Source organism: Chryseobacterium oryctis (genome assembly GCF_025971925.1).
Taxonomy (GTDB): Bacteria; Bacteroidota; Bacteroidia; order Flavobacteriales; family Weeksellaceae; genus Chryseobacterium; species Chryseobacterium oryctis.
This window is the reverse complement of sequence record NZ_JAPDHV010000005.1, coordinates 66730-90891: the sequence shown is the minus strand read 5'-3', so window position 1 is coordinate 90891 and position 24162 is coordinate 66730. Positions and strand designations below refer to the sequence as shown.

Annotated in this window: 26 protein-coding genes; 10 read left to right on the top strand and 16 right to left on the bottom strand. The window is 32.6% G+C overall.

The features are described 5' to 3' along the window. Nucleotides 1-50 precede the first annotated feature (50 nt). Complete coding sequence (locus tag OH806_RS12060) at nucleotides 51-785, top strand: SIMPL domain-containing protein (RefSeq protein WP_264743939.1); 735 nt, start codon at nucleotides 51-53, stop codon at nucleotides 783-785. 85 nt (nucleotides 786-870) lie between these two features. Here OH806_RS12060 and OH806_RS12055 read toward each other — a convergent pair whose 3' ends face one another. From OH806_RS12055 to OH806_RS12035, 5 genes are read right to left on the bottom strand one after another with little or no spacing between them, the layout of a single operon-like run. Further along, the gene (locus OH806_RS12055) at nucleotides 871-1383 is read right to left on the bottom strand and encodes a GNAT family N-acetyltransferase (RefSeq protein ID WP_264743938.1); all 513 of its coding nucleotides are present in this window, start codon (nucleotides 1381-1383) and stop codon (nucleotides 871-873) included. Between the two features lie 2 nt (nucleotides 1384-1385). Next, nucleotides 1386-1607 (bottom strand): PspC family transcriptional regulator, encoded by a 222-nt coding sequence (locus tag OH806_RS12050; protein WP_264743937.1) that lies wholly within the window; start codon nucleotides 1605-1607, stop codon nucleotides 1386-1388. Then, nucleotides 1600-2874: a DUF2851 family protein gene (locus tag OH806_RS12045; protein ID WP_264743936.1), complete on the bottom strand. Its 1275-nt coding sequence runs from the start codon at nucleotides 2872-2874 to the stop codon at nucleotides 1600-1602. Before OH806_RS12045 ends, OH806_RS12050 begins: the two co-directional genes overlap by 8 nt. A gap of 27 nt (nucleotides 2875-2901) precedes the next feature. Continuing rightward, a complete protein-coding gene (gene bshA / locus OH806_RS12040; protein ID WP_264743935.1) occupies nucleotides 2902-4050 on the bottom strand; it encodes an N-acetyl-alpha-D-glucosaminyl L-malate synthase BshA in 1149 nt (382 codons plus the stop codon). Nucleotides 4051-4054: 4 nt separating this feature from the next. Continuing rightward, nucleotides 4055-5791: a glycoside hydrolase family 3 protein gene (locus OH806_RS12035; protein WP_264743934.1), complete on the bottom strand. Its 1737-nt coding sequence runs from the start codon at nucleotides 5789-5791 to the stop codon at nucleotides 4055-4057. Between the two features lie 116 nt (nucleotides 5792-5907). On the opposite strand from OH806_RS12035, the gene OH806_RS12030 reads away from it, so the two are divergent. Further along, the gene (locus OH806_RS12030) at nucleotides 5908-6438 is read left to right on the top strand and encodes a hypothetical protein (protein WP_264743933.1); all 531 of its coding nucleotides are present in this window, start codon (nucleotides 5908-5910) and stop codon (nucleotides 6436-6438) included. Between the two features lie 74 nt (nucleotides 6439-6512). On the opposite strand, the gene ribA is transcribed toward OH806_RS12030, so the two are convergent. The 8 genes from ribA to OH806_RS11990 all read right to left on the bottom strand — a co-directional run bounded on the left by ribA (nucleotide 6513) and on the right by OH806_RS11990 (nucleotide 13534). Continuing rightward, on the bottom strand, nucleotides 6513-7109 hold the full coding sequence (gene ribA / locus OH806_RS12025) for a GTP cyclohydrolase II (RefSeq protein ID WP_264743932.1): 597 nt from the start codon (nucleotides 7107-7109) through the stop codon (nucleotides 6513-6515). A 22-nt stretch (nucleotides 7110-7131) separates the two neighbouring features. Continuing rightward, nucleotides 7132-7584, bottom strand: a complete 453-nt coding sequence (locus OH806_RS12020; RefSeq protein WP_264743931.1) for a hypothetical protein — start codon at nucleotides 7582-7584, stop codon at nucleotides 7132-7134. Beyond that, complete coding sequence (locus OH806_RS12015) at nucleotides 7581-8192, bottom strand: DUF4254 domain-containing protein (protein ID WP_264743930.1); 612 nt, start codon at nucleotides 8190-8192, stop codon at nucleotides 7581-7583. The genes OH806_RS12020 and OH806_RS12015 overlap by 4 nt, the downstream gene beginning before the upstream one ends. Before the next feature lie 14 nt (nucleotides 8193-8206). After that, complete coding sequence (locus OH806_RS12010; RefSeq protein WP_264743929.1) at nucleotides 8207-8419, bottom strand: twin-arginine translocase TatA/TatE family subunit; 213 nt, start codon at nucleotides 8417-8419, stop codon at nucleotides 8207-8209. 29 nt (nucleotides 8420-8448) lie between these two features. After that, nucleotides 8449-10014 carry a peptidoglycan DD-metalloendopeptidase family protein gene (locus tag OH806_RS12005; RefSeq protein ID WP_264743928.1) on the bottom strand — a complete coding sequence of 522 codons (1566 nt, stop codon included), beginning with the start codon at nucleotides 10012-10014 and terminating at the stop codon, nucleotides 8449-8451. Beyond that, nucleotides 10011-10853 carry a DUF4292 domain-containing protein gene (locus tag OH806_RS12000; protein ID WP_264743927.1) on the bottom strand — a complete coding sequence of 281 codons (843 nt, stop codon included), beginning with the start codon at nucleotides 10851-10853 and terminating at the stop codon, nucleotides 10011-10013. Before OH806_RS12000 ends, OH806_RS12005 begins: the two co-directional genes overlap by 4 nt. A 104-nt stretch (nucleotides 10854-10957) precedes the next feature. Then, on the bottom strand, nucleotides 10958-11974 hold the full coding sequence (locus OH806_RS11995; protein WP_264743926.1) for a sugar phosphate nucleotidyltransferase: 1017 nt from the start codon (nucleotides 11972-11974) through the stop codon (nucleotides 10958-10960). A 132-nt stretch (nucleotides 11975-12106) separates the two neighbouring features. After that, a complete protein-coding gene (locus tag OH806_RS11990) occupies nucleotides 12107-13534 on the bottom strand; it encodes a lipopolysaccharide biosynthesis protein (RefSeq protein ID WP_264743925.1) in 1428 nt (475 codons plus the stop codon). Nucleotides 13535-13731: 197 nt separating this feature from the next. Between OH806_RS11990 and OH806_RS11985 the strand changes: the two genes are divergently transcribed. The 8 genes from OH806_RS11985 to OH806_RS11950 all read left to right on the top strand — a co-directional run bounded on the left by OH806_RS11985 (nucleotide 13732) and on the right by OH806_RS11950 (nucleotide 20909). Then, nucleotides 13732-15063: a dihydroorotase gene (locus OH806_RS11985; RefSeq protein WP_264743924.1), complete on the top strand. Its 1332-nt coding sequence runs from the start codon at nucleotides 13732-13734 to the stop codon at nucleotides 15061-15063. 253 nt (nucleotides 15064-15316) lie between these two features. After that, the gene (locus tag OH806_RS11980; RefSeq protein ID WP_264743923.1) at nucleotides 15317-16198 is read left to right on the top strand and encodes an SDR family oxidoreductase; all 882 of its coding nucleotides are present in this window, start codon (nucleotides 15317-15319) and stop codon (nucleotides 16196-16198) included. A gap of 169 nt (nucleotides 16199-16367) precedes the next feature. Continuing rightward, nucleotides 16368-17243 (top strand): DUF2589 domain-containing protein, encoded by an 876-nt coding sequence (locus OH806_RS11975; RefSeq protein WP_264743922.1) that lies wholly within the window; start codon nucleotides 16368-16370, stop codon nucleotides 17241-17243. A gap of 15 nt (nucleotides 17244-17258) precedes the next feature. Beyond that, entirely contained in the window at nucleotides 17259-17957 is a 699-nt protein-coding gene (locus OH806_RS11970) for a hypothetical protein (RefSeq protein WP_264743921.1), read from the top strand. Beyond that, nucleotides 17957-18535 carry a hypothetical protein gene (locus OH806_RS11965; protein ID WP_264743920.1) on the top strand — a complete coding sequence of 193 codons (579 nt, stop codon included), beginning with the start codon at nucleotides 17957-17959 and terminating at the stop codon, nucleotides 18533-18535. The genes OH806_RS11970 and OH806_RS11965 overlap by 1 nt, the downstream gene beginning before the upstream one ends. Nucleotides 18536-18548: 13 nt before the next feature. Further along, a complete protein-coding gene (locus tag OH806_RS11960; RefSeq protein ID WP_264743919.1) occupies nucleotides 18549-19805 on the top strand; it encodes a S8 family peptidase in 1257 nt (418 codons plus the stop codon). Between the two features lie 2 nt (nucleotides 19806-19807). Further along, complete coding sequence (locus OH806_RS11955; RefSeq protein WP_264743918.1) at nucleotides 19808-20011, top strand: hypothetical protein; 204 nt, start codon at nucleotides 19808-19810, stop codon at nucleotides 20009-20011. Between the two features lie 70 nt (nucleotides 20012-20081). After that, entirely contained in the window at nucleotides 20082-20909 is an 828-nt protein-coding gene (locus OH806_RS11950) for an endonuclease/exonuclease/phosphatase family protein (RefSeq protein ID WP_264743917.1), read from the top strand. Nucleotides 20910-20974: 65 nt separating this feature from the next. On the opposite strand, the gene OH806_RS11945 is transcribed toward OH806_RS11950, so the two are convergent. The 3 genes from OH806_RS11945 to OH806_RS11935 all read right to left on the bottom strand — a co-directional run bounded on the left by OH806_RS11945 (nucleotide 20975) and on the right by OH806_RS11935 (nucleotide 24162). Next, complete coding sequence (locus tag OH806_RS11945; protein WP_264743916.1) at nucleotides 20975-21982, bottom strand: zinc metalloprotease; 1008 nt, start codon at nucleotides 21980-21982, stop codon at nucleotides 20975-20977. Between the two features lie 325 nt (nucleotides 21983-22307). Beyond that, the gene (locus tag OH806_RS11940) at nucleotides 22308-23312 is read right to left on the bottom strand and encodes a zinc metalloprotease (protein ID WP_264743915.1); all 1005 of its coding nucleotides are present in this window, start codon (nucleotides 23310-23312) and stop codon (nucleotides 22308-22310) included. A gap of 208 nt (nucleotides 23313-23520) precedes the next feature. Beyond that, nucleotides 23521-24162 carry a response regulator transcription factor gene (locus OH806_RS11935; RefSeq protein ID WP_264743914.1) on the bottom strand — a complete coding sequence of 214 codons (642 nt, stop codon included), beginning with the start codon at nucleotides 24160-24162 and terminating at the stop codon, nucleotides 23521-23523.

Genomic DNA, 24162 nt, shown 5'->3' with positions numbered 1-24162 from the left:
TATATTTAAAAACAGTTTTAAAGTTATATCAAACAAATTCACAATATTTTATGAACAAGAATATTATTGCTGTTGCAGTCGGAGCTCTAGGATTTGTCATTGGTCTTGGGCTTTTCGGGAATGCCATTAAAAACAGAAATAAATCTGAAAATACGATTTCTGTAACAGGCTTAGGAACGAAACAGTTTACTTCTGATTTGATTACCTGGTCCGGAAGTTTTTCTAAAAATAATTATGATTTGAAATCGGCTTATGATGAATTAGCTTTAGACCGAAAAGTCATCAACGATTATTTATTATCAAAAGGAATCAAGCAAAGCGAAATCGTTTTTTCTTCTGTTGATATTCAGAAACAATTTAGAAGTTATAATGATTCAAACGGAAATTATGTTCAGGGAGAGTTTTCGGGATATAATCTTTCTCAGAAAGTCTCTATCGAAAGCAAAGAAGTAGCTAAAATTGAAAATCTTTCAAGAAATATTACAGAAATCATCAATCGTGGAATTGAGTTTACCTCTTCGTCTCCAAATTATTTCTATACAAAATTGGCAACAGTAAAGCAGGAGATGATTGCTTCCGCAACAAAAGATGCCAAAGAACGAGCTGAAAAAATTGCGCAAAATTCTGGAAGTAGTTTAGGAAATCTAAAAAAAGCAACAATGGGTGTTATTCAGATTACAGCACCCAATTCTAATGAAGATTATTCTTATGGAGGTACTTTTAATACCTCTTCAAAAGAAAAAGAAGCGAGTATTACAATTAAATTGGAATATGAAGTAGATTAAATTTTAATTAATTTCTGCTCAGTCTATCTAATTTGCAAAAAATAATAATAAAAAAATCCGAAGATTATTCCTTCGGATTTTTAGTTTAATGATAAACAATATCGTAAATTTCTTCTTTTATTTGTTTTAAATTTTCAGGGGAATAATTTGCCAATAACCACAAGTCTAAAGGATTTTTTCCTTCTCCATAACTTGGTTGTATGTAATTTTCATCAATTAATTTGAACCCGTTTTTTTGATAGAATGCATAACGTCTTTTGGCATCATCTCCTAAATTTTCAGGCTCAATTTCCAATACTATTCTTGGATGATTTTTAAATAAATACCCTGTAATATGTGAACCTAACTTTTGACTTCTGAATTGCTCAAAGACTTCAAAATGCTCTACAAAAGTATAATTGCTCAGTTCCCAAATGATGAGGTAACCAATGTTTTTATTTTCATGTAAAACAGAAATTAGTTTCACTTTTGGGTTTGAAAAAAGCGGAATAAATTTATTCCAATCTCTTCTCTCATCTTCTGGAAAGGTGCTGCAATATGAATTGAAAATTTCCTGAACTCTATAATCTTCAGGAGAGGTAATTTGTAAAAATTCCATGATTAAAGGTCAAATACGTTGGGACGTCGTGTGATAAACATATCTTTTATCCAAAGGGTAAAAGCCAATCCTAAATAAATAAGAAAGAAAAATCCTGCGGTTGCAAACGTTGAATAAATAAAGAAAATTCTAAGTTTAGATACAGGAATTCCCAGTTTGGCTCCCATTCTCGTTAAAACACCAAACCATTCTCTTTCCATTTTATGGCGAATATTATCAAACATCTGAAGATTCTTTTAAAATTTTAAATCCGATACTGCAATTTAAGCAATTTTTTTCTTCACACGAATTTTTAAAATGATAAATAAGGCTTTGACTTTCTAAAGCTGTGTTTAGTTTTAAGCCTAAATTTTTCCAGTTCTTGGTTACCGAATTTTTTTCGGCAGGAATATTTTTATAGAAATTCAGTATTTCATCTGCAATTTCTTCGTTGTGGTATTTGTGATAAGTATATTTTAAAGGAAGAATTGTGTTTAAAATAATTAATTCTATAAAATCTTTGCTTAAATATTTGGGTTGCTCAACTGTTGAAATTTTTCCGAAGTTGAAACGATTATTCCAATAATCAGATGCTTTTACATTGCTGAAAATTTCAAATAACTCTTCAAAGCTTTTAGCCTGAATAATTTTTGAAAATAAGCCTTGATGTTGTTGATAAAGATTAGCCAATTGAGATAACCGAATGGTAGGGAAATTCGGAGGTCGCAATCTTAAAAATTTTGGATGTATTCTTAAATCTGAGATTTGGAACTTGCTTTTTATGAAATCAAATTCACGTTTCCATATTTTCATTTGCTCGTCTTCAGGATTGTCTAGCCAACCGGAAATTCCGAATAACAAGGCTTCGAGCTGAGTTTCGTTTTGTCGGATTTTATTAATGATGCTAAAATCTATACTTTCAGCGATTTGCTTAAATATAAAAGCATTGACTTTTAAACCAAAAGAGTAAGCTAAACTGTGAAATAATATGGCTTCGAAATTGTTTTTAAATTGCTCTAAATTTTTCTCAAGTTCCAAAGATTTTTCTTCAAGTTTTTTCAGAACATTTTCTTCATGAAAGTTGACAGGAATTGCACTGGGATAAAAAATATTCTCACAAGGAATAAATTGATTTCCGATGATTAATTTTTCGTATTTCCACAGAAAATTTTCATCAATATAGCTTTTCAGTTCCAATGTTGGAATGTTTCTACTTTTAAGTTCTTCAATTTCTATGTCACTTTGAAAAACAACATGAAGAATAATATTTTGATAACTGGGATTTTGAGAGTGATTATGTAAAATCCAATCGGAAGATTTTACGTGAAGTTCAATATTCCCTGCAAAAATAATATTGTTAATCTTAATTTTTGCATTTAAGAAATCCGGTCCCGAATTAGTATTCCATTTTCCGAAGTCTAATATTTCAACGGGTCTTTCTTCAATATCCTTGAAGTTAAAGGTGTTGAAAATCTTATGTTTCCAAAGATATTGAAGTAGTTTTTCCGTCATGAGTGTAACACAAATATAGCAGAAAAGCTATGCTTTGGTCAACTCATTTTTAAAATTTTCTATGGTTGTTCTATACATTTCTTCATATATAGGAAGAATGTTTTTCAAATCGAATTTTATGGCTTGTTCTTTCGCATTTTTCTTCATTTTGGTTAAAAGCTCATCATTACTCAATAATTTTATTGTGTAATTACTCATCGCTTCTACATTTCCGATTTCTGCCAAATATCCTGTTTCGCCTTGTATGTTCACTTCTGGAATTCCACCTGCATTTGAACTGATAACCGGAGTGTTTGCAGCCATTGCTTCCAATGCGGCAAGACCAAAACTTTCTTGTTCGGAAGGTAATAAAAATACGTCTGAAAGCTGAAGAATTCTATATAAATCGTTGACTTTACCCAATAATCGGATTTTCGAAATCAATTCAGGGTTTTCTTCTAAAAATTCATTGACTTTCTCCATATCCGGTCCTTCGCCGATGATGATTAATTTTGATTTTACTTTTTTCTCAACGTTTTTGAATATTTGCAAAACTTCTCCGACACGTTTTACTGGGCGTAAATTTGAAACATGAATCAAAATTTTCTCATCAGGATTGGCAAACTGTGTCCTCTGGCATTCTGTACAGTCATCAAATTCGGAATTATCAATAAAATTCGTTATAACCTGAATTTCTTTTTTTATATTAAAAAACTGTAAAGTATCTTTTTTTAAACTTTCCGATACAGAAGTTATAGCATCTGATTGATTAATGGAAAATTCTACGGCGTGTTTGTAGCTTGGATGTTGACCAACCAAAGTAATATCGGTTCCGTGAAGTGTTGTTACCAACGGAATATCATTATTATCTTCCTTCAACATTTGTTTTGCAGTAAAAGCAGCATATGCATAAGGAATTGCATAATGAGCATGAAGTAAATCTAATTTATAGAGATTTACTACACGATAAATCATTGAGCTTAACGCAATATCATAAGGCTGATACTGGAAAAGAGGATAGGTTTGAACATTTACTCTATGAAAGAAAATATTCGGGTTGGTGATGTCCAGCCTTGCAGGAAGGGCAGAACTTATAAAGTGAACTTCGTAACCTTTATTGGCTAGAGACATTCCGAGTTCTGTTGCTACAATTCCGCTTCCACCGTATGTTGGATAGCAAAGTATGCCTATTTTCATTGGTTTATTGTTGTTTTGATGTTGTAAATACTGCTGAATATGTATTTGTAGAAACAATTTTAGGTTCTAAATCTATTCCCATTCCTGCCTTTAAGTTTTCGTTTACCAAAACAGGAAGTCTGCCCCAAATTTTTGTTTTTCCATTTAATGCATTAGCTGTTGCTGTCATTGAGTCGTCGTTGTTTTCATAAGAAACCAAAACAGTGGAAACTTTTGAAATATCAATGTCTTTCAATGCATAAGCACTTCCGAAAACGTTCAGAATAACATTTTGATTTTTCGCTAAATCAGATAAAGTTTTCTTTGATGCCTCTGAAATTTTGTAAGGTTTATAAGCTGTAGAATTGTCTTTGTGAAGTCCAACAATCACTGTTGAATTTGAAGGGATAGAATTGATTTCATTAGCTTTTTTGATAATAACATTAGAACCAATTTGTTGAGCAAATGTTTGATAAGGAGCTTCTTCCAATGGAATATAATAGATTTGTTTTCCGTCTAATGGAAGTAATTTTTTTTCGTCCTTTAATAAAGTCAAAGCGTTTGAATATAAGTTTTGAACCAAAACTTTGTGAGAATCATTATTCAGGTCTGAATTAATATTTTCAGGATTTTTTGGAGTGTATTTATCCAAACCTAAAAAGTATTTGGTTAAAAGAATTTTCTTGACACTTTCTTCAACTCTAGCTTGTGAAATTTCCCCTTTTTCAATTGCTTTTTGGATTAATTTTTTTCCTTCGGCAACACCTTGTGAGAAAAGCATAATATCATTTCCTGCTTTGAATGCTAATGCATCCAATTCTCCGGGTTTATACTTATTGGCTACAGCTCCCATGTTTAGGGCGTCGGTAATGATTAAGCCTTTATATCCCAATTTCTCTTTCAATAAACCTGTGATAATACTTTTAGAAACAGATGCAGGAATTCCCTTTTTTGATTCTAAACTTGGAACATATAAATGTGCTACCATCACACCTCCGATTCCCTTGTCCATCAAGGCTTTGAAAGGAGCTAATTCAACATTGTTTAATCTTTCCAAATTGTGGGAAACAACAGGTAGATCTAAATGAGAATCTGTGTTTGTATCTCCATGTCCCGGAAAGTGTTTAATCGCAGCTAAAATATTATTGTCTTGAAGTCCGTTTGAATAATGTAATGCAGAAGTAATCACATTTTCGACTTCAGAACCGAAGCTTCTGTTTCCGATGATAGGATTGTTGGGATTAGTATTCACGTCAACAACAGGTGCAAAATCCCAATTGATACCCATTCTATGACAGTCTTCTGCAATTTTGGCAGACATTTGATAAATTAAATTTTTATCCTGAATGGCTCCTAATGTCATTGCCCAAGGGAATTTGTGAGCCGTTGCAATTCTTTGGAAAAGTCCCCATTCGGCATCCATCCCAATCATTAAAGGAACTTTCGATTTCTGCTGAAACTCATTAACTAAGTTAATTTCTCTGGCTGCATCATCCTGCATTAGAATTAATCCGCCAATTTTATCTTTAATAACAATATTTCTTACGTTATTAATTTCGCTTTCACCTTTGTTTGTGTAAAGAGCAACGATGAATAATTGTCCCAGTTTTTCGTCCTGCGAAAGAGATTTGTATGTTTTGTTAACCCAATGGTTAGCTTTTTTTAAATCTTCCTTGGAGATATTTTTAGGTTGATATTGCGCTGTAATGTTTGAACTTAAAAATAATAATATAAAGAGTGAAGTGTAAACTATTTTCTTCATGACTTTTTGAAATATGAACAAAAATACAATTAAAAAAATGAGGAAAACAAGGTTTTTGAATTTTTTGGTATATGATTTGAATACGTTTTGTAAATAATAACTAAACTTTTATAAAAATGAAAAAAATTCTTCCAATTTTTCTATTAGCATTCGTAGGGCTATTTTTATTTAGCTGCGATAATAATGATAATGATAATTTTGTTGATAGTGATACTTATTCTAAAATGAGGGATGTAACAGGCTCTTTTACAAATGCTAACAGTTATGCGTTTTCCCAAGGTATCAATATTCAAAGTACAGATGTAGTTTTGGTATATAGAAGCCTAGGAGATGCATGGCAATTGATTCCTAAAGATCAATATATACCAAATGTAACAGGTATGCCTACAGGTAGAGTGTTTAATTATAATTATGTTTTTGATTCTCAGGAGGTGCAAATCAGAATAGACGATCCTAGTTTTGATTTATCAACAGAGCTTACTTCTTCAGAAAAAAATCAATATTTAAACAATCAAAAGTTCAGAATTGTGCTTGTTCCAGCTAGTGCAAGTAAAAATGCAAATGGAGTAGACACAAGTGACTATAATGCAGTAATTAAGTACTATGGTTTGGATGATTCTAAAGTACCAGTTACTAAAGCAAACTAAATTAGTATATCTTTTCAGTTTTTTATAATTAAAAAACCCTTTGAAATTAATTTCAAAGGGTTTTGTTTATTTTTTTACTTATCATTGTCATCTAATAAATGACCAAAATAATCTTTCTTTGTTTTTAGATATCCTTTACTTATTTCATTTGCCGGAATTTGTAGAGGAACTCTTGAATTTAAATGAATATTGCTATCTTTTACATATTTTACCTTTTCAGGATTGTTTGTAAGAAGATTGATATTTTTTACATCCAATAAATTTAAAATCTCGATGGCTACTCCAAAGTTTCTGTCATCAGCCGGAAGTCCAAGCTGTAAATTAGCTTCTACTGTATCAAGTCCTTTTTCTTGTAGTGAATAAGCCTTTAATTTATTGATTATTCCAATATTTCTTCCTTCTTGGCGAAGATAAATAATAATTCCTCCATTTTCATGGATGTATTTCATTGCAGCATCTAATTGCTGACCGCATTCACATTTTTTTGAATGGAAAACTTCTCCAGTGATACATTCGGAATGGAAACGTACATTTACAGGTTTGGTAAAATCTGTATTTTCGGCTATAATAGCCATATGAGGCATCCAGTCGTTTTCGTTTTCAGAGAAAGCTATCATTCGGAAGGTGCCATGTTCTGTAGGAACATTAGCTTCCGCCTGAATTTTAATCATTGATTTATTCCTGGGGTTTATTTTAATTTCCTTTTAAAGAGTCTTCAATAACATTGATGTTGGTTTTCAATCTTACTAAATATCTATTAAGAACTTCGTCGTCATCTTTGCTCAGATTCTCTCTTTTTTTCTGAATCTTTTTATAAGCATTTTCAAAGCTTTTAATAGCTCTATTTTTTCCTGAATTATTACCAGCGTCAATTGCATAAAGATAATTTTGAAGACTGTATTTTAATTCAGTAATTTCTTCGTTTATATCTGTATTCTTAAATTTAGGAAAAGAAGAAATTAGATTGGATATTTCCGAAGCATTTACATTTTCTTTAATATTAATGTCAATACTTTTGCTTGATTTCTTATCTGTATCTCCTTTTGATTCACTATAAAAATTATTAGACAACGGAGAAAAATTTATTTTTTCCGTAGCACAAGAAGACGCAATTATTAATATTCCGAAAAAAAATAGTTGTTTCATTTTTGCTCCTTTTGATAAAGGATTGGGTTAAGACTTTCATCGTTATACATTTTCATTTGTTTGTATACTTTCATCTTAACGTTACCGTTCTCAATATCAGTAAGCAACTGATTAATAGAAGTTGATAGATCATCTTTTTGCATTAAAAGAACATCTAGTTTAGCTTGGCAGTTTAAACGATGTTCTTCCGAAGCAGATTCTCTATTTGCTTCTAATGACATATGATAAACCTTTAACGCAAGTATTGATAATCTGTCTACAGCCCAAGCAGGAGTTTCAGTATTTATTTTTGCATCAGGTTTAGGAATGATATTTTTATATTTTTCAAGAAACCAACTATCAATAAATTCTACTAGATCAGTTCTTTTTTGATTAGAAGCATCTATTGTTCTTTTCAATGCAAGAGCTTCAGTAGGATCTATATTTTCATCTCTAATAATATCTTCCAAATGCCATTGAACGGTATCAATCCAGTTCTTTGCATACAAAATTCGTTCCAAACTATCTTTCTCGAACGGGTTATTAATTAGAGTGTTGATATCATCAGATACATGATAATCTTCAATAGATTGATTGAAAATTTCCCATGCGGTTTCTGTAAAGTTCATCAGCTTATAGAATTTTAGTTGCTGGGTGTATTAGTGTTATTTGAAGAAGATTTGTTTTCAGAACCAGGTTTGTCTTCTTCTTTTACAGCATCTTTAAATTCTTTAATGCCAGAACCAACACCTCTCATTAATTCCGGGATTTTTTTACCTCCGAAAAGTAACACAAGAAGTATTGCTACGATTAAGATGTGTTGCCATGATAAGGCAAGTATTGTTAGTGTATTCATTGCTCAATTTTTTGCAAAGTTAATCTTTTTTAATAAGAAACCCAACCTAAAGGATCAACTGGTGTGGTTCCGTTCCATACCTGAAAATCAAGAGTGTAAGAACCATCAAAATCCTGACCTATAACTCCTACAGGTGTTCCTGCTGAAACTTGTTGACCTTTAGAAACACTTACGCTGCCCAAATTAGAATATATAGTGAAATAATTACCATGTTTTAGCATAACTGTTTTTGTACCGTCATTGTTGGCCAATACCGAAGATACTGTTCCTGGGAATACAGACTTTGCACGTGTACCTGAAGGAACTGATATTTTTATACCATTGTTTTCTTCATAAATATTTTTGAAAACAGGATGCGGTTGTCTTCCGAATCGGTGTGTAATTTGACCTATTTTATCTGCAGGATATCCTAGTCGTCCTCTATTGTCTGCAAAGTTACTTCCAGCTACTGTTGTGACTCCATAGTTCGTCATAGCCTTAGTTTCCGCAGCCTTTTTCTCGTCTTCTTTTTTCTTATTCAGGGCGGCTTCGGCAGCTCTTGCAGCTATTAACTTATCAGATGCTTCTTTTGCTTTAGCATTGGCTTCATCAGATGCCTTTTTTGCGGCTAATTTTCTAGCTTCATCTCTGGCTGTTGCCTCAGCTCTGGCTGCTTCTTCACTTCGTTTTCTTTCTTCTTCAGCTCTTTTTGCAGCTAATTCTGCCGCTTTTTTAGCTTCAGCTTCGGCTAATAATCTTTCTTTTTCTAATGCTTCAGCTCTTGCTTTTGCTTCAGCTTCGATTCTTGCTTTTTCTCTTTCTGCAGCTATTTTAGCTAAACGAATTTTTTCAGCCTCGGCTTTTTTTCTGGCCTCTTCTTCTGCTTTGGCAATTCTGATTTCTTCAGCAATAATTGCTCTGATTTGACCTTCAAGAGCTTTAGACTGAGTTTGTTTTTGTTTAAGTTCTGCTGTTAACTTAGATTCATTCTTTTTAAATTCTGTTACAAGCTGTTCTTTCTGGGCTCTTTCAACATTGATTGTTGCTAAATCTTTCTGTTGGTTTGCCAAAAGATTGGCTTTTTCTTTTACAGAGTTTTGTTTTTGCTCGATAGATTTTTTGATTTTAGCAGCAGCATCTGATATTTCTGCTGCTTTTTTATCTTGATAATCAGAATATTGTTTTAAATATTGAACCCTTCTGATAGCTTCTCCTAAATTTTTAGAAGAAAGGATGAAGGTTACTTTATTTTGTACCCCTTTATTTTTGTAAGCATTTACTAAAACTTCCGCGTAATTTTTTCTTAGAACGGCTAACTCTCTATTTTGCTTGTTGATTTCTAATTGACGAAGATAAATCTCATCTTCAATAAATCTTTTTTCTTTTTGAGTGTTGTTATACACTTTCTCTCTTAATGCTAATTTTTTATTAACATTATCCAGATAGGCGATAGAAAGTTTAGATTCGCTTCTTGTTTTAGCTAAATCTGTATTTATTTGTGCAATTTGTTTTTTAAGTTCGGCATTTTGTTTTTGTAACTGTTCTTTTTTACCGGTTTGCCCGTTTGAAAATCCGAACAATAAAATGCCTATTAAAAAGCTAAATTTTTTAATCATTTAATCTCAATTTTCTTGTAACTAGATGGTACAGAATAAGGTGTTTCCATCCTAGAAAAATCAAATTTCGTATTTTCCAGTAAGATTTGACTGCTTTTTGAGCCTTTTATAATTATTTTAACATTTTTTGGGAGGCGAATTCCACTATATTCATCCCAATTGGTATAAGAAATTTCTAATTCATCGGGAGATAAAACGTCTTTTAAATTAACATATAATAAGTCGTAATTTTCATCATATTGCAGAGAAATTTTATATTCTCTTTTCTTTTCGTCAGTTTCAATTTTTTGTGTACCATTTGATACCATTTTATATCCCTGGGCATTTTTTGTAAGTGTAAATTGAGAGTCGCTGATTTTTACAAAAGTTCTGCCCATTAGAATTTTCTCCAAAGCTTTGTAATCAATGAAATTTACGTTCAGTAAATTATTAAGATAATCAAAATCAGAATCAATATATGTTTTACTTGTTTTATCCTGCCCTTTGATTCCTTCCGGAGTAGCAATTCCTCGAGCTACATTGAATACAAGTGCCTGAAGATTCATCCATACTTTCTTATTGTTTTCAATATAAATGGTAGCATCTAAAGTAGGTATAAAACCTCCGTTTTCAACATTTACTTTGCTGTTGATTTTTATCTGCTCAAAGGTTGGAGGAATAAGAACATGCTCATAAAACGTAAGTTTATCCCTTACAGGTTCACTCGTGTCTTTTGGATTATTATTGTTTTCGACAACTGTACTGTCTTGCACAATGCTATTCGATTTGTTTGCTGCATTTCTTGTTTTACAAGACAATAAGATTAAAAGTAACAATAATAATGGTATCCAATTTTTCATGTATTTATCTTTTCGATTAAAAAATACTTTGCAATATTAACGCCAAACCACACAAAACATTTTTGTGTGGTTTGAATTTATAATATTTTATTAAAGATAACCTATTATTTTGATAAAAAGTCTAAAACAGAATAATCTCCTAAAGAAATTTCTCTTGCAACTCCAAAATATTGAGCCGAATTACCAATCATTGAATTGGAAAGGTTTCCATGATTGATTAATGTATTTTCCTGAATTAGAGAGTTTTCAATGTTTGAGTTTACAACTATAGTGTTATTACCTAAAGAAACTCCGGGTCCAATTTTAGAATTTGAAATTTTCACATTTTCACCAATAAAACATGGTTGAATAATCAATGAATTTTCAATTACAGAAGAAGATGGATAGTGAGACATTTCCTCTTTTTCGTATTCTAAAATTTTGCTGTTTGTTTCTACCGTTGCGTTTTTGTTTCCGCAATCCATCCAGTCATTTACTTTTCCTAAAGTGAATTTTGAACCTTTTGCTCTTAAGTTTTCTAATGCAGTTGTCAACTGATATTCTCCACCATTTTTGATGTCATTATCCATGATATAGTTGATTTCTGTCATCAGTTTTTCAGCATTGTTGAAATAATAAATACCTATAATGGCTAAATCTGAAACAAAAGTTTTTGGTTTTTCTACGAAATCTGTAATGAAGCCATAGTTGTCTAATTTTACTACTCCAAAAGCAGAAGGATCCTCAACGCTTTTTACCCAAATTACACCATCTGAATTTTTATCTAGTTGAAAATCTGCACGGAAAAGAGTGTCTGCAAAAGCAATCACCACATCTCCAGTCATAGATTGTTCTGCACATTTGATGGCGTGAGCTGTACCAAGAGGGTCGTTTTGATAATATATACTTCCTTTTGCACCTAGTTTTTCAGCGATTTGTATAAGAGATTTTTCAATTTCAGGGCCGAAATCTCCAATGATAAAGGCTACTTCTTCAATTTTTTCTCCTGCAACTTTGGCAATATCTTCAACTAATCTTTGTACGATTGGTTTTCCTGCAATAGGGATGAGAGGTTTGGGAACTGTTAATGTATGAGGACGTAATCTTGAACCACGTCCTGCCATAGGAACAATAATTTTCATAAATTATATAAGAATGTTTTTTGTTTTGTTAAAGATAATAATTAAAACTATTGAATGAAGTATGATTTATATCTTTAAATTTTTGATTAATTTAAAATTGATTTTGTTATCAGCAAAATGGAGACCAAAATATTATCTCTTCTTTATTCTTGATAAAATCATGTCTTTTTCAGTGTAGATAAGGATTCCGGCGTAGATTAAAAATAACAGATTTCCTAACCAAAAGTTATATTTAAAGAAATACACCGTAATAAAACTGAAAATCATCAATAATCCGATGAAGAATGTCATTTTTTTGATTCTGTACGGAATTGGATAATATTTTTGACCTAATAAATAGGAAGTGGTCATCATGACGAAATAAGCTCCAAATGTAGCCCATGCAGAACCTATCATACTATGATAATACATTAAGGCAAGACAATTTAAACCAATATTTATTCCTGCTCCCATCCATGAAATAATGGTTCCTACACCTGTTCTGTCCGTAACTTTATACCAGGTTGAAAAGTTGTAATAGATACCAAAACATAAGTTGGCAATAACAATAATCGGGATAATATCCAGAGCAATCCAATAAGATTTGTTGGGAATGAAAAGGGTTTTCAACCAAGATAAATTTGCGATAATTCCTAGGGCAACAACACAAGCGAAAAATGCAAAATATTCAGCGACTTTTGCGTATGTTTTTTTAGCATCACCTTTATCCATTTGTTTGAAGAAAAATGGCTCAATTCCCATTCTGTAAGCCGTCACAAAAAGTGTCATCAATACCGCTAATTTGTAACAACCTCCATAAGCTCCTGCTTCTTCCGGGGAAATATGTTTTAGTTGAATCGATTTATCAAAATTTTCGTTCACCATGAATGCCAGTCCAGCCAACATTAATGGGAAAGAATATTTAATCATTTTTGAGAATAGAGAAAATACAAACTGAAACCTTACTTTTAGTATAATAGGAAATAAGAGTAATACTCCTAAACCACTTCCTGCCAGATTGCTGAAAAATGGATAGTCAACATTTTCGTCTAAGCCTATGCTTTTTGAAAAACTTTCAGGAATCCAAAAGAATAATGCAGCTGTAAATAATGCCTGAAACACTGATTGTGTTACTCGAACAGCCGAATATTTTATGGGCATGTTATTGAACCTCAGCCATGCAAAAGGAATTACTAAAAGATTGTCAAAGAAGGCAATCAGTGCAAACCAACGAATATACTCAGGGTTATTATGATATCCCCAATAATCTGCAATGGGTTGGTTGAAAATATAACATAATATCAAAAACAAACTTGAGGTTGCAAAAAGAAACCAAAAAGACGTGTTGAAGGTTTTTTTCTCCTGTCCTTTCTCTGCTGAAAAACGAAAATAAGCGGTTTCAAAACCAAATGATAAAATAATATTAACAAAAGAAATCAATGCATAAAGCTGAGTGAAAACTGCAAAACCTTCATTCGGAATTTTGTAAATCAAAAGAGGATTCAGAATGAAAAGTATGATTCTTGGTGCAATAGCACCAATTCCGTAAATAAGGGTTTGTCCTAATAATTTCTTATACAAGATTTGAAAATTTTCTACAAATGTAAATATTTAGGAGTTGATTTTTTATTAATGAGATTAAAATTAATTCTTAAACCTTATTTTTGCTTTTAGGATAGAAGTTAGAGATTAGAAGCTAAAAAATAGTGTTCACACTTTTCTGAGTTTGCCAATCAAAACTAACTTCTAATTTCTAACATCTAATTTCTTAGTAAAAAATGAAGACGCTAATCAAAAACGTAAAAATCGTAAACGAAGGGCAAATCTTTGAGAGCGATATTTTAATTGAAAATGACCTGATTTCTAAAATAGATTCCAATATTTCTGAAAACGCAGACCAAATTATAGACGGTTCAGGAAAATATCTTTTACCAGGTATAATTGATGATCAGGTGCATTTCAGAGAACCGGGATTAACGCATAAAGGCGATATTGAAAGTGAATCAAAAGCGGCTATTGCAGGAGGAGTGACAAGTTTTATTGACCAACCGAATACCGTTCCTAATGCTGTAACGCAGGAGTTGTTGGCGGATAAATATGAAATTGCTTCTCAGAAAGCATATGCAAATTATGGTTTTATGATGGGAGGAACTAATGATAATCTTGAGGAGGTTTTAAAAACAAACCCTAGAAATGTTCCGGGAATCAAGTTGTTTTTAGGTTCTTCAACAGGAAATATGCTGGTTGATAACCCTGAAACGCTGGAGAATATTTTTAGCAATACGAAAATGCTTATTGCGGTTCACTGTGAAGATGAAGCTACAATTAAAGCAAATACTCAAAAATATATGGAAGAGTATGGTGAAGATATTCCTGTGAAATTTCATCATTTGATTAGAAGTGAGGAGGCTTGTTATAAATCTTCTTCAAAAGCAATTGAATTAGCAAAAAAAACAGGAGCGAGGCTTCATGTTTTCCATCTTTCAACAGCGAAAGAAACAGAACTTTTCAGAAATGATATTCCCTTAAAAGATAAAAAAATCACAGCAGAAGTTTGTGTTCATCATTTAACATTTACGAATGAAGATTATGAGACAAAAGGAGCTTTAATTAAATGGAATCCGGCTGTAAAGACTCAAAAAGACAAAGATGGACTTTGGGAAGCGTTACTGGATGATAGAATTGATGTAATTGCTACAGATCACGCTCCTCATACGTTGGAAGAGAAAGATAATGTGTATACAAAATGTCCTTCCGGAGCGCCATTGGTTCAGCATTCTTTGCTTGTAATGCTTGAAAATTATAAAAATGGGAAAATTTCTCTTGAAAAAATCGTCGAAAAAATGGCTCATAATCCTGCTATTTTATTCAGGATTGAAAAAAGAGGTTTTGTGAAAGAAGGATATAAAGCAGATTTGGTTTTGGTAGATTTAGATGAAAAGTGGAAGGTTGCTAAGGAAAATATTCTTTATAAATGTGGCTGGAGCCCTCTGGAAGCCTTTGATTTGCACTCGAAAGTAACTCATACTTTTGTTAATGGTAATCTGGCTTACGATAACGGAAAAATTAATGAAGAGAAATTTGGAGAACGTTTGTTATTTGAAATATAATAGAAAATTTTAATAAAAGATTATTATGCTATTGTCGCTTCAGAAAAGAAAGTTCCAATGGAAGAAATGCAAAAACTATGAGGTGAAGAAAATTTCTCTTGAAGAGTTATTCGGATATTAATCAAGGTTAAACCATTATAAAAGTCAGCATCTTTCCAAAGGTGCTGACTTATTATTGTATTTATAGCATTAAATTTTTTTTCGAAATTAAAATCTACCAAATAGAATTACTTATTTTTACAAAAAAGAACATATGAGTTTATATACACAACCCATGTTGCGCGAAGACGCTCTAAAAGATAAAGTAGCAATTGTTACAGGTGGAGGAAGTGGTCTCGGAAAAGCAATGACTAAATATTTTCTTCAATTAGGAGCTAAAGTTGTAATTACTTCCAGAAACTTAGAGAAATTGCAGGATACAGCAAAAGAATTAGAAGAAGAAACAGGAGGTAAAGTTCTTTGTGTTGCTTGTGATGTAAGAAATTGGGATGAGGTAGAAGCAATGAAAGAAGCTACCTTAAAAGAGTTTGGAAAAATTGATATTTTGTTAAATAATGCAGCTGGAAATTTTATTTCTCCAACTGAAAGATTAACGCATTCAGCTTTTGATTCTATTTTGGATATTGTTTTAAAAGGAACAAAAAACTGTACGCTTTCTATTGGAAAACATTGGATTGACTCAAAAACTCCAGGAACAGTTTTAAATATTGTAACAACATATTCATGGACGGGTTCTGCCTATGTGGTTCCTTCGGCTTGTGCAAAAGCAGGGGTTTTAGCAATGACTAGGTCTTTGGCAGTTGAGTGGGCGAAATATGGAATTCGTTTTAATGCTATTGCACCGGGACCTTTCCCGACAAAAGGGGCTTGGGATAGACTTCTTCCAGGCAATTTGCAGGAAAAGTTTGATATGAGAAAAAAGGTTCCGTTGAGAAGAGTAGGAGAACATCAGGAATTGGCGAATCTTGCTGCTTATTTGGTGTCAGATTATTCGGCATATATGAACGGAGAAGTTGTTACAATTGACGGAGGAGAATGGTTGCAGGGAGCAGGTGAATTTAATATGCTTGAAGAAATTCCTCAGGAAATGTGGGACATGCTGGAAGCAATGATTAAGGCTAAAAAGTCTAATTAAAAGCAAGTTATCAATTAATAATAACTGAAAAGTAGATTTCTTATGGGAAATCTACTTTTTTTATTTGGGGGTTTTTACGATACAGGTTTAGTCGATTCACTGAGAAGTTTTGTTGGAGCGCAGTATAAATTTGCAATACAAAATTTTAATAACCAAAATAAATCAAAACATGGAAACATTAAAGTCGGTGTTAGAATCGAATCACACCAAGAAAACAAAAAATGAATTAATTGACTTTTTAACAGGATTAGAAAAATCGTTAACTCCTGCAGTGTATGAAAAAGTTTCAGGAATTGAAACTTCTGAGTTGGCAAATCTTAGCAACAAAGATTTATTAAGCATCATTGAAGATTTCAAGAAAAACTATGATGAAAAATGGGAGAAAGCCTTCGCTTCAGCTTCTACAGAAATTATGAAACTTATTGCTGGTAAAATGGCTGCTGATGAAGAAATGTTTAAAACATCAGGCGCAGAAAGTGCAGAATTTGCTGCTGAAATCGGAAGTATGGATTTTTCGAAAATCATTGGAGGTCCTCTAGATGCTTGTGTTAAAGCTCAATCTAATGCTTCTGTAAGTACTGTAAACTTCATTAAAGAAGTTGGTTTTGAAACAGATTCAAATGGACTTAATAAACTTCGTATGGCTGAATTTAAGTACAAAAAAATGGGGCCAAACCCAGATTTTGATCCTGATAAACCTGAGAGTTCAACAAACCCGAAACAAAAGCTAAACGATGTTGAAATTACAGTTCCTTTTATCGCTTTACTAAATGTGCCGAGCTTTAGAATTGAAACTTGTGAGGTTGACTTCAATGTAAAATTAAACTCAACTTATACTAAAGATGTAAGTGACGAATTTGGCATTAAAGCTGGGGCATCAGGAGGTTTTGGACCAGTGAAATTCAATGTAGATGTTTCTTACAAGAGATCTTCGGCTACAGGAATCAAAATTGAGAAAGAATATTCTTTGGGTGTAAAGGTTCGTGCTACAAACGATGAAATGCCGGCAGGTTTAGAAAAAGTTCTTGGTTTACTTGCTCAATAAAAACTTTTACGAGAAATGATAAAGTTATCAGATTACCTGGATTATCTCAACAATGAGATAATTCAGGCTCGTAAAAAAGCAGATGAAAATGCGGTGGCTGTCGCAAAAGAATATGCTAAACACGAGTATTTGAAGTATTTTAAAGTTCCTAGATACTCTTTGCCTAGTGTAAAGATGGATATTCCGATCAAAATTACTGATATTGATTCAGATGCAAAATATGACTTTAAGCTGAATGAAGATCAAATTGTAGATTCGGTAAACAATAAAATACGTATAGCGAATAAAGAGAAACAATTGAATATTCCGGAAATTAATAAAAGAAATATTCAAACCGAAGAATTTAAAACCCTTTTCAAAAGATTGGAGTCGATGGATCAGAAGTATGGAAAACTTCCGACCGCTGAAATATTGAAGGTTGATCTTAAATCTAATGTAAAAGCTCTTCATTCCGGGATTTTTCGTCCACAGAGTGGTACTGCAGAAGAGGAAATAGAAGAATTGAAAAGCATTTTTTCTTCCGTTTTATTGAATCATTATAAATTGGTTAACTCCAAATTGAATACGATATATATAGATCCTAATACTACTACAGCTGAAGATAAAGACAAATTGTTTATTAATCTTCATGTAGAAATGGAAGAGGAGGGTATAAGGATAGTGTCTTATAAAGATAAAGATGGTAAAGAAGTAGAACAAATAATTTTTGAGTAATGCAGGAACTAGTTCATCATACAATACAGAAAATAGAGGAGTTGCTTGAGCATTTTAATAAAGTACAGGAGCTTTATCTTAGTAAATCTTTTGATTTTGATTCAAATTTTGATGAATTTCTTCAGGAATTGCTTGAATATTTCAGAACAAAAGGCAATACAACTTATGAATCTGAAGTATTGAAAATTATGAACATGATTTCAACTGTGAAAAGGGGTTTTAATCCTGTTCAAATGGAGAGAATTACTAATGGGAAAAGAGAACTTGTTTGGGGATTTTCATTCAACGGAATGGAAAGTGCTCATCAGTTTTTGACTGAAATGTATGCTAAAGAAAAGAAGAAACTTGATGAGGCTGAAGAAATACTTTCAGGTTTGTTGGTGTCATTTTATCAGAACGGAATTTTGGATGATGAAAAAGTAAAAGAGTTAAAATCTGTTGCTGAAATTGAAGGTTTCTGGATGTCGCTTGTATCGCAAAATGCAACCATTTCAGGAATCAATAAAAAATTAAGACTTACTATGATTTCAGAAGATATTTTCCTCGTTATGGAAAAAGTGCTTTTGAAACTAATTTAAAAAAACAATTACCATGGAAAATGACAGATACATAGTTTTACTTGAGGATCAGACTAAGAGTTCTCTCAGAAAAGTAGAGAAAGAGCTGGAAGTAAGCATTACTTCTTCAGAGTTTCTTTCATCAGAAAATCGTTCGTATGAAGTAATTGATGATGAAAACGGTGTTTTGTATAAAAACTTGGGCGTTTTGGTGGTTGAAAATATGGATGAAGCACAACTGAAAAGTTCTGTGAAAAATGATTCAAACCCTATAGTTTATTTTGAAAAAGAAAGAGATTTTTTTCCGGCAGATGAATTGACAATCATCAATGAACTAAAAAAAAGGTCTGATGAATTGGCAGAAAAAATCATCGAACTGGAAAAATATATTATAAACAAACCTTTGCCACAAACACCATTAGTAGAGATGGAATGGGGCTTGAAGGCTCTAGGACTTGGTAATACAATGTATACAGGAAAGGGTATAGATATTTGTATTTTAGATACCGGTCTTGAGCTTTCACATCCCGATTTTTCATTAAGGCAAATTGAAGGGAAATCTTTTATTGATGGTGAAGATTGGTCTTATGATCCTAATGGTCACGGAACACATTGTGCAGGAATTGCAGCGGGAAACATTAGACTTGATAACGGAAATCGTTATGGAATCGCAAAAGATTGTAATCTAAAAATTGCAAAAGTTCTTTCTAATAAAGGAAGAGGAACGACAAGTAGCGTTATTGATGCAATAGACTGGGCAATTACTAAGAAATTTAGGATTTTATCAATGTCATTGGCGTCACCTGTAGGTCTCAATGAGATTCCGTCGCCTCTTTTTGAAGCTGTAGGAGCAAGGGCTTTAGAAAATAATTGCTTAATCATCGCAGCAGCAGGAAATGATAGCAGTAGACCTTCGTTGCCGCTTCCTGTTTCATCACCGGCAAATGCTGTATCTATTATGGCGGTAGCTGCGATTGATGGACAAATGAAAATTGCAAGTTTTTCAAATGCAGGATTAAATCCTGCAACTGGCGGAAGTATTAATGTTTGTGCTCCGGGAGTTGATATTATAAGTTCTTATCCTGTAAATTCTAAAAATAAAAAAGGGAATTATTATGCAATGAGCGGAACAAGTATGGCGACACCTCATGTTTCAGGACTTGCAGCGTTATATATGGAGCAGTTTCCTGATAAATCAGCAAAAGAAATTTGGGAACTGATTGAAACTAAAGCAAAACCTATTGAAGGTATAAAATACAGAGATATCGGAAACGGATTAATACAAGCGTAGTTATGAAAACTTATTTAGCCGTTTTAAAGAAAGAAATTGATATTAAGGCTTTGGAAAAAGAGCTTAAAAAAAAGAAGATAAAATCGATGGCTCATTACAAAACAATAGGAGTGGTAAAGCTGGAGAGTGAATCGCCGGTTTCTCAGAAAGATTTTCAGGATTATTTTATCGCTGTGGAAGAAGAAAAAGATAATTTTACGATATAATTGCTTATTTAACGCTTCTCTCTTTGAGAGAAGTTTTATTTTTGTGTTTTAATCGTTGAAAAGATATAATATGGGTTTTAGATTTTTTATAGTATTGTTAATGTTTTTTACAATGGGGTTTTCACAAAATTTGAAAGTAATGAGTTTTAATATCAGACTTCAGATAGATTCTGATAAAGAAAATTCTTGGGTGCAGAGAAAACAGGATGTTGTGGATTTATTAAACTATTACCATCCTGATTATTTTGGTGTGCAGGAAGCACTTCCGGAACAGATGAAAGATATTAAAAACGGGATGAAAAACTATGAATATGTTGGGGTTGGAAGAGATGATGGTAAAGAAAAAGGAGAATTTTCTGCAATTTTTTATGATGTAAACAGGCTTCAGGTTTTGGAGTCGGAGACTTTTTGGCTTTCAGAGACTCCCGATAAACCTTCAAAAGGTTGGGATGCGGCTTATAATAGAGTTTGTAGCTATGCGGTTTTTAAAGATAAAAAGTCTAAAAAAGAATTTTTAGCGATGAATCTTCACTTTGATCATGTCGGAAATGTAGCAAGAGTAAAGTCTGCAGAATTGATTCTAAAGAAAATTAAAGAAATTAATCCTAAAAATTTACCGGTAATTTTGAGTGGTGATTTTAATTTAACTGATGATACAGAACCGATTAAAATTCTTTCTAAAAATTTGAAAGATAGCTTCTATCATTCTGAAACAAAACATTACGGGCCGATTGGTACTTTTACAGCTTTTAACGTGAGTGAAATTCCTAAAGATAGAATCGATTATATTTTTGTAAAAGGGTTTAAAATAAAATCTCACAGACATATTAATGATAGAAGGGAGAATTTGTTGTATCCTTCGGATCATTTTCCTGTTTTGGTGGATTTACAGTTTTAAATTATAAAAGTTAAAAGCCCTCTCTAACTATAGAGAAGGCTTTTTTAATATGAAGAATATTAGTTTTAGTAAACTCGTAGTCCGGATCTTGCTCCTGAAGCATCAACGACAGACTGCATTCTTGTTTTTTGCCCTGCAGAGAACATAAACATTGCTGCATCATCTACATAATCCATATAGTTCATGAACATTACAGAACGTTGTACGCCACTACATGTGTTATATAATGGGTAAGAAGGCTTACCGTAGTTTGCTGTAGTTTGTGTAGGAGTATCTGCTACTTGGTCATTTCCGCAGTTAGCATCACCCCAGATGTGTCTTAGGTTTAGGTAGTGCCCCACTTCATGTGTTGCAGTTCTTCCTAAGTTGAAAGGAGATGAAGCTCCTGTTTTTCCGAAAAATGGAGCAGCAATTACCACGCCGTCATTCCATAATCCGGCAGATTCAGGGAATGTAGCATATCCAAGAATAGTTCTTCCCTGACTTGTCATTTTGCTTACTACCCACATGTTTAAATAATTGGTAGGGTTTGTAGCGTCAATACCTCCTTTAGCAGATTTTTTCATATCGTCATTAGTAGACCAGCCTGTTTTAGTTGTTGCTTTTCTAACAGTGTTTACCAATCTGAATTTTATTTTAGTATCTCCAGAACTTACCGATTGAAATTCTGTTGGGATTTTAGTGGCATCCGTATTTGTTCCTGAGTAATCAGCGTTAAGTACAGCTATTTGTTCCGCTATTCTTGCATCAGAAATGTTTTCTGCAGCTGTTTTGTATAGTACATTTACCACAACCGGGATTTCTATTGTACCATCAGCAAGAACTTTTCCTAATGCTTTATTGTTTATAAATTTTTCTGTGTTGGCTTCCAGTTCGTTGAATTTTTGCCTCAATTCCGGGTTATTTTGCAAAGCTACTTTTCTTACTTCTTCAGATGCACAACCTCTTGCTGTGATGTTACCTGAAGAAACGTTATCAGCTGTTGCTTCGTTTTCGTGTTGCTCAGTAATGTTATCGCTATTACAAGCTGACATTAAGCCCAGTATAAGAGCGCCAAATAAGATTTTTTTCATAATTAATATTATTTTATAAAGTTTTAGGGTGTGAAATTATGTTTTAAAAAATTATTACGCAATATATTTTTGATAATATTTCACTGTTTGATGGTTTTTTGTTTGAATTGTTTATTTATCTTGTTTGTATTTATGTTATAATTTATTATTTTGACTTATTGTGTGTTTTTAATTAAAAATATTCTAATTATTGTACTTGTTGTATTTTTTGGTATGTGGTGTATTATTTTTATGATTTATTTGATTTTTCTGTTTTTTTAAAAAAAAAATAAAAGCCTTCTCCGAATTTTGAAGAAGGCTTTTTTTTAATATGAAGAAATTTCTTTTAGTAAACTCTTAATCCTGATCTTGGACCTGAAGAAGCAACAACAGCTTGCATTCTTTGTTTTTGATTAGTTGTAAACATAAACATGGCGGCATCATTCACATAATCCATATAATTCATGAACATTTGTGAGCGACTAACTCCGCTACATGTACGATAAAGAGGGTATGATGGTGTTCCGAAGTTTGGACCAGGGGAGACAGGTGTATCATTAGAATAATCTGTTTGACATCCTGTATTACTAGAACCCCAAAGGTGTGGAAGATTAAGATAATGGCCTACTTCGTGAGTGGCTGTTCTTCCTAAATTGTAAGGAGCCGAGGTTCCGGAACCAGTCCCAATATATGGTGCAGCTATAACAACTCCGTCTAATGCGGCTGTAATAGTTCCAGGATAATAAGCATAACCTAATGTGCCGTCAGTCATGTTATTTACAATCCAAATGTTTAAGTAATTATTTGGAGAGGTAGCCGCAATACCTGTACTTGCTGATTTCATAAGGTTTTCATCCGGATTCCAGATAGAAGTATTGCTTTGTTTTCTTACTACTTTTTCTAATCTGAATCTTATTTTTGTGTCTCCTGCTTTTACGGCAGCAAACTCTGATGGAGTGTTATTTACATCTGAATTGGTTCCTGAATAATCTTTATTTAAGACATCAATCTGAGATTGTAACCTTGCATCAGAAACATTGTCTGCTGTAGTTTTATAAACAACATTAAATACTACAGGGATTTCTACTGTACCGTCTGCCAATACTTTTCCCATTTTGATGTTGTTGATGTGATTTTCTGTGAATTCTTCAATTGCATTCACCCTAGCTCTAGCGGATGGGTCGCTGTTTAAGATTTTTTCCCTCATTAGATCCGAAGGGCAAGCTCTTTTTGATGTGGTGACATTTGAAGGAATGTCTGGATTTTGTAATTCTTCCTGATTTGAAATGCTGTCGCTGTTACAAGCAGACATAACGCTAAGCACAAGTGCTCCGAACAATAGTCTTTTCATACGATGATATATTATAATTTGGTAGTGTGAAATTATATTATTTCGGAATACTATGCAATAGTTTTTTGTATTTTATTCACTTAATATTGAATTTTAGTTTGAAAAAATTACGTTATATGTATTTTGTTTGGATTATGTATACTGAATTGTACTAATCGTTTAGATGTTTAATTACATCTCAGCTAATTTTTAAATTTTGAATTTACTTTTAGTTTGCGAATCCGTTTTTGATGGCGAAAACGGCAAGTCCAACCCGTGTTTTTAAATCTAACTTGTCACAAAGTTGGTCTCTGTAACTTTCAACAGTCCTTGGACTGCAGCACATTTTGTCTGCAATTTCTTTATAGCTAAGTTCTGTTACGGTGTATTTCAAGAATTCTTTTTCGCGGTCAGATATTCTTACTGTGCTTTCCGAATTGTCACCGTTGTTTAGATTGGAGAAAATAATTTTTGAAGCCCAATCCGGATAGAAAAATCCTTCTGTATTTAGTTTTATAAGGGCTGTTTCTAATTCTTTTGGATGAGTATTTTTTAGCATATAGCCTTTCGCTCCGTTCTTTATCATTTTGATGACGCTTTTATCGTCTCCTTGCATACTTAGCGCCATTACTTTAATGTCCGGATGGTTTTCCTTTAGCCAAAGAACAGTTTCAAACCCGTCCATAATTGGCATACTGATATCTAGAAGAATGATGTCGGGAATTTTATTATTATTTTCAAATTTCTGAATTAAATCTTTTCCGTTTTCGGCAACATAAATGACTTCAAAATCTTTAAAATTATCAATAATTCCTTCTAAAGCTTTTGCGATAAGTACGTGGTCATCAACAATTACTATAGTTTTTTTCAT

What these genes read in the sequence shown, in the direction of transcription:
- OH806_RS12060 (WP_264743939.1), top strand. Translation starts at nt 51, where the DNA reads ATGAACAAGAATATTATTGCTGTTGCAGTCGGAGCTCTAGGATTTGTC.
- OH806_RS12055 (WP_264743938.1), bottom strand. Translation starts at nt 1,383, where the DNA reads ATGGAATTTTTACAAATTACCTCTCCTGAAGATTATAGAGTTCAGGAA.
- OH806_RS12050 (WP_264743937.1), bottom strand. Translation starts at nt 1,607, where the DNA reads ATGTTTGATAATATTCGCCATAAAATGGAAAGAGAATGGTTTGGTGTT.
- OH806_RS12045 (WP_264743936.1), bottom strand. Translation starts at nt 2,874, where the DNA reads ATGACGGAAAAACTACTTCAATATCTTTGGAAACATAAGATTTTCAAC.
- bshA (WP_264743935.1), bottom strand. Translation starts at nt 4,050, where the DNA reads ATGAAAATAGGCATACTTTGCTATCCAACATACGGTGGAAGCGGAATT.
- OH806_RS12035 (WP_264743934.1), bottom strand. Translation starts at nt 5,791, where the DNA reads ATGAAGAAAATAGTTTACACTTCACTCTTTATATTATTATTTTTAAGT.
- OH806_RS12030 (WP_264743933.1), top strand. Translation starts at nt 5,908, where the DNA reads ATGAAAAAAATTCTTCCAATTTTTCTATTAGCATTCGTAGGGCTATTT.
- ribA (WP_264743932.1), bottom strand. Translation starts at nt 7,109, where the DNA reads ATGATTAAAATTCAGGCGGAAGCTAATGTTCCTACAGAACATGGCACC.
- OH806_RS12020 (WP_264743931.1), bottom strand. Translation starts at nt 7,584, where the DNA reads ATGAAACAACTATTTTTTTTCGGAATATTAATAATTGCGTCTTCTTGT.
- OH806_RS12015 (WP_264743930.1), bottom strand. Translation starts at nt 8,192, where the DNA reads ATGAACTTTACAGAAACCGCATGGGAAATTTTCAATCAATCTATTGAA.
- OH806_RS12010 (WP_264743929.1), bottom strand. Translation starts at nt 8,419, where the DNA reads ATGAATACACTAACAATACTTGCCTTATCATGGCAACACATCTTAATC.
- OH806_RS12005 (WP_264743928.1), bottom strand. Translation starts at nt 10,014, where the DNA reads ATGATTAAAAAATTTAGCTTTTTAATAGGCATTTTATTGTTCGGATTT.
- OH806_RS12000 (WP_264743927.1), bottom strand. Translation starts at nt 10,853, where the DNA reads ATGAAAAATTGGATACCATTATTATTGTTACTTTTAATCTTATTGTCT.
- OH806_RS11995 (WP_264743926.1), bottom strand. Translation starts at nt 11,974, where the DNA reads ATGAAAATTATTGTTCCTATGGCAGGACGTGGTTCAAGATTACGTCCT.
- OH806_RS11985 (WP_264743924.1), top strand. Translation starts at nt 13,732, where the DNA reads ATGAAGACGCTAATCAAAAACGTAAAAATCGTAAACGAAGGGCAAATC.
- OH806_RS11980 (WP_264743923.1), top strand. Translation starts at nt 15,317, where the DNA reads ATGAGTTTATATACACAACCCATGTTGCGCGAAGACGCTCTAAAAGAT.
- OH806_RS11975 (WP_264743922.1), top strand. Translation starts at nt 16,368, where the DNA reads ATGGAAACATTAAAGTCGGTGTTAGAATCGAATCACACCAAGAAAACA.
- OH806_RS11970 (WP_264743921.1), top strand. Translation starts at nt 17,259, where the DNA reads ATGATAAAGTTATCAGATTACCTGGATTATCTCAACAATGAGATAATT.
- OH806_RS11965 (WP_264743920.1), top strand. Translation starts at nt 17,957, where the DNA reads ATGCAGGAACTAGTTCATCATACAATACAGAAAATAGAGGAGTTGCTT.
- OH806_RS11960 (WP_264743919.1), top strand. Translation starts at nt 18,549, where the DNA reads ATGGAAAATGACAGATACATAGTTTTACTTGAGGATCAGACTAAGAGT.
- OH806_RS11955 (WP_264743918.1), top strand. Translation starts at nt 19,808, where the DNA reads ATGAAAACTTATTTAGCCGTTTTAAAGAAAGAAATTGATATTAAGGCT.
- OH806_RS11950 (WP_264743917.1), top strand. Translation starts at nt 20,082, where the DNA reads ATGGGTTTTAGATTTTTTATAGTATTGTTAATGTTTTTTACAATGGGG.
- OH806_RS11945 (WP_264743916.1), bottom strand. Translation starts at nt 21,982, where the DNA reads ATGAAAAAAATCTTATTTGGCGCTCTTATACTGGGCTTAATGTCAGCT.
- OH806_RS11940 (WP_264743915.1), bottom strand. Translation starts at nt 23,312, where the DNA reads ATGAAAAGACTATTGTTCGGAGCACTTGTGCTTAGCGTTATGTCTGCT.
- OH806_RS11935 (WP_264743914.1), bottom strand. Translation starts at nt 24,162, where the DNA reads ATGAAAAAAACTATAGTAATTGTTGATGACCACGTACTTATCGCAAAA.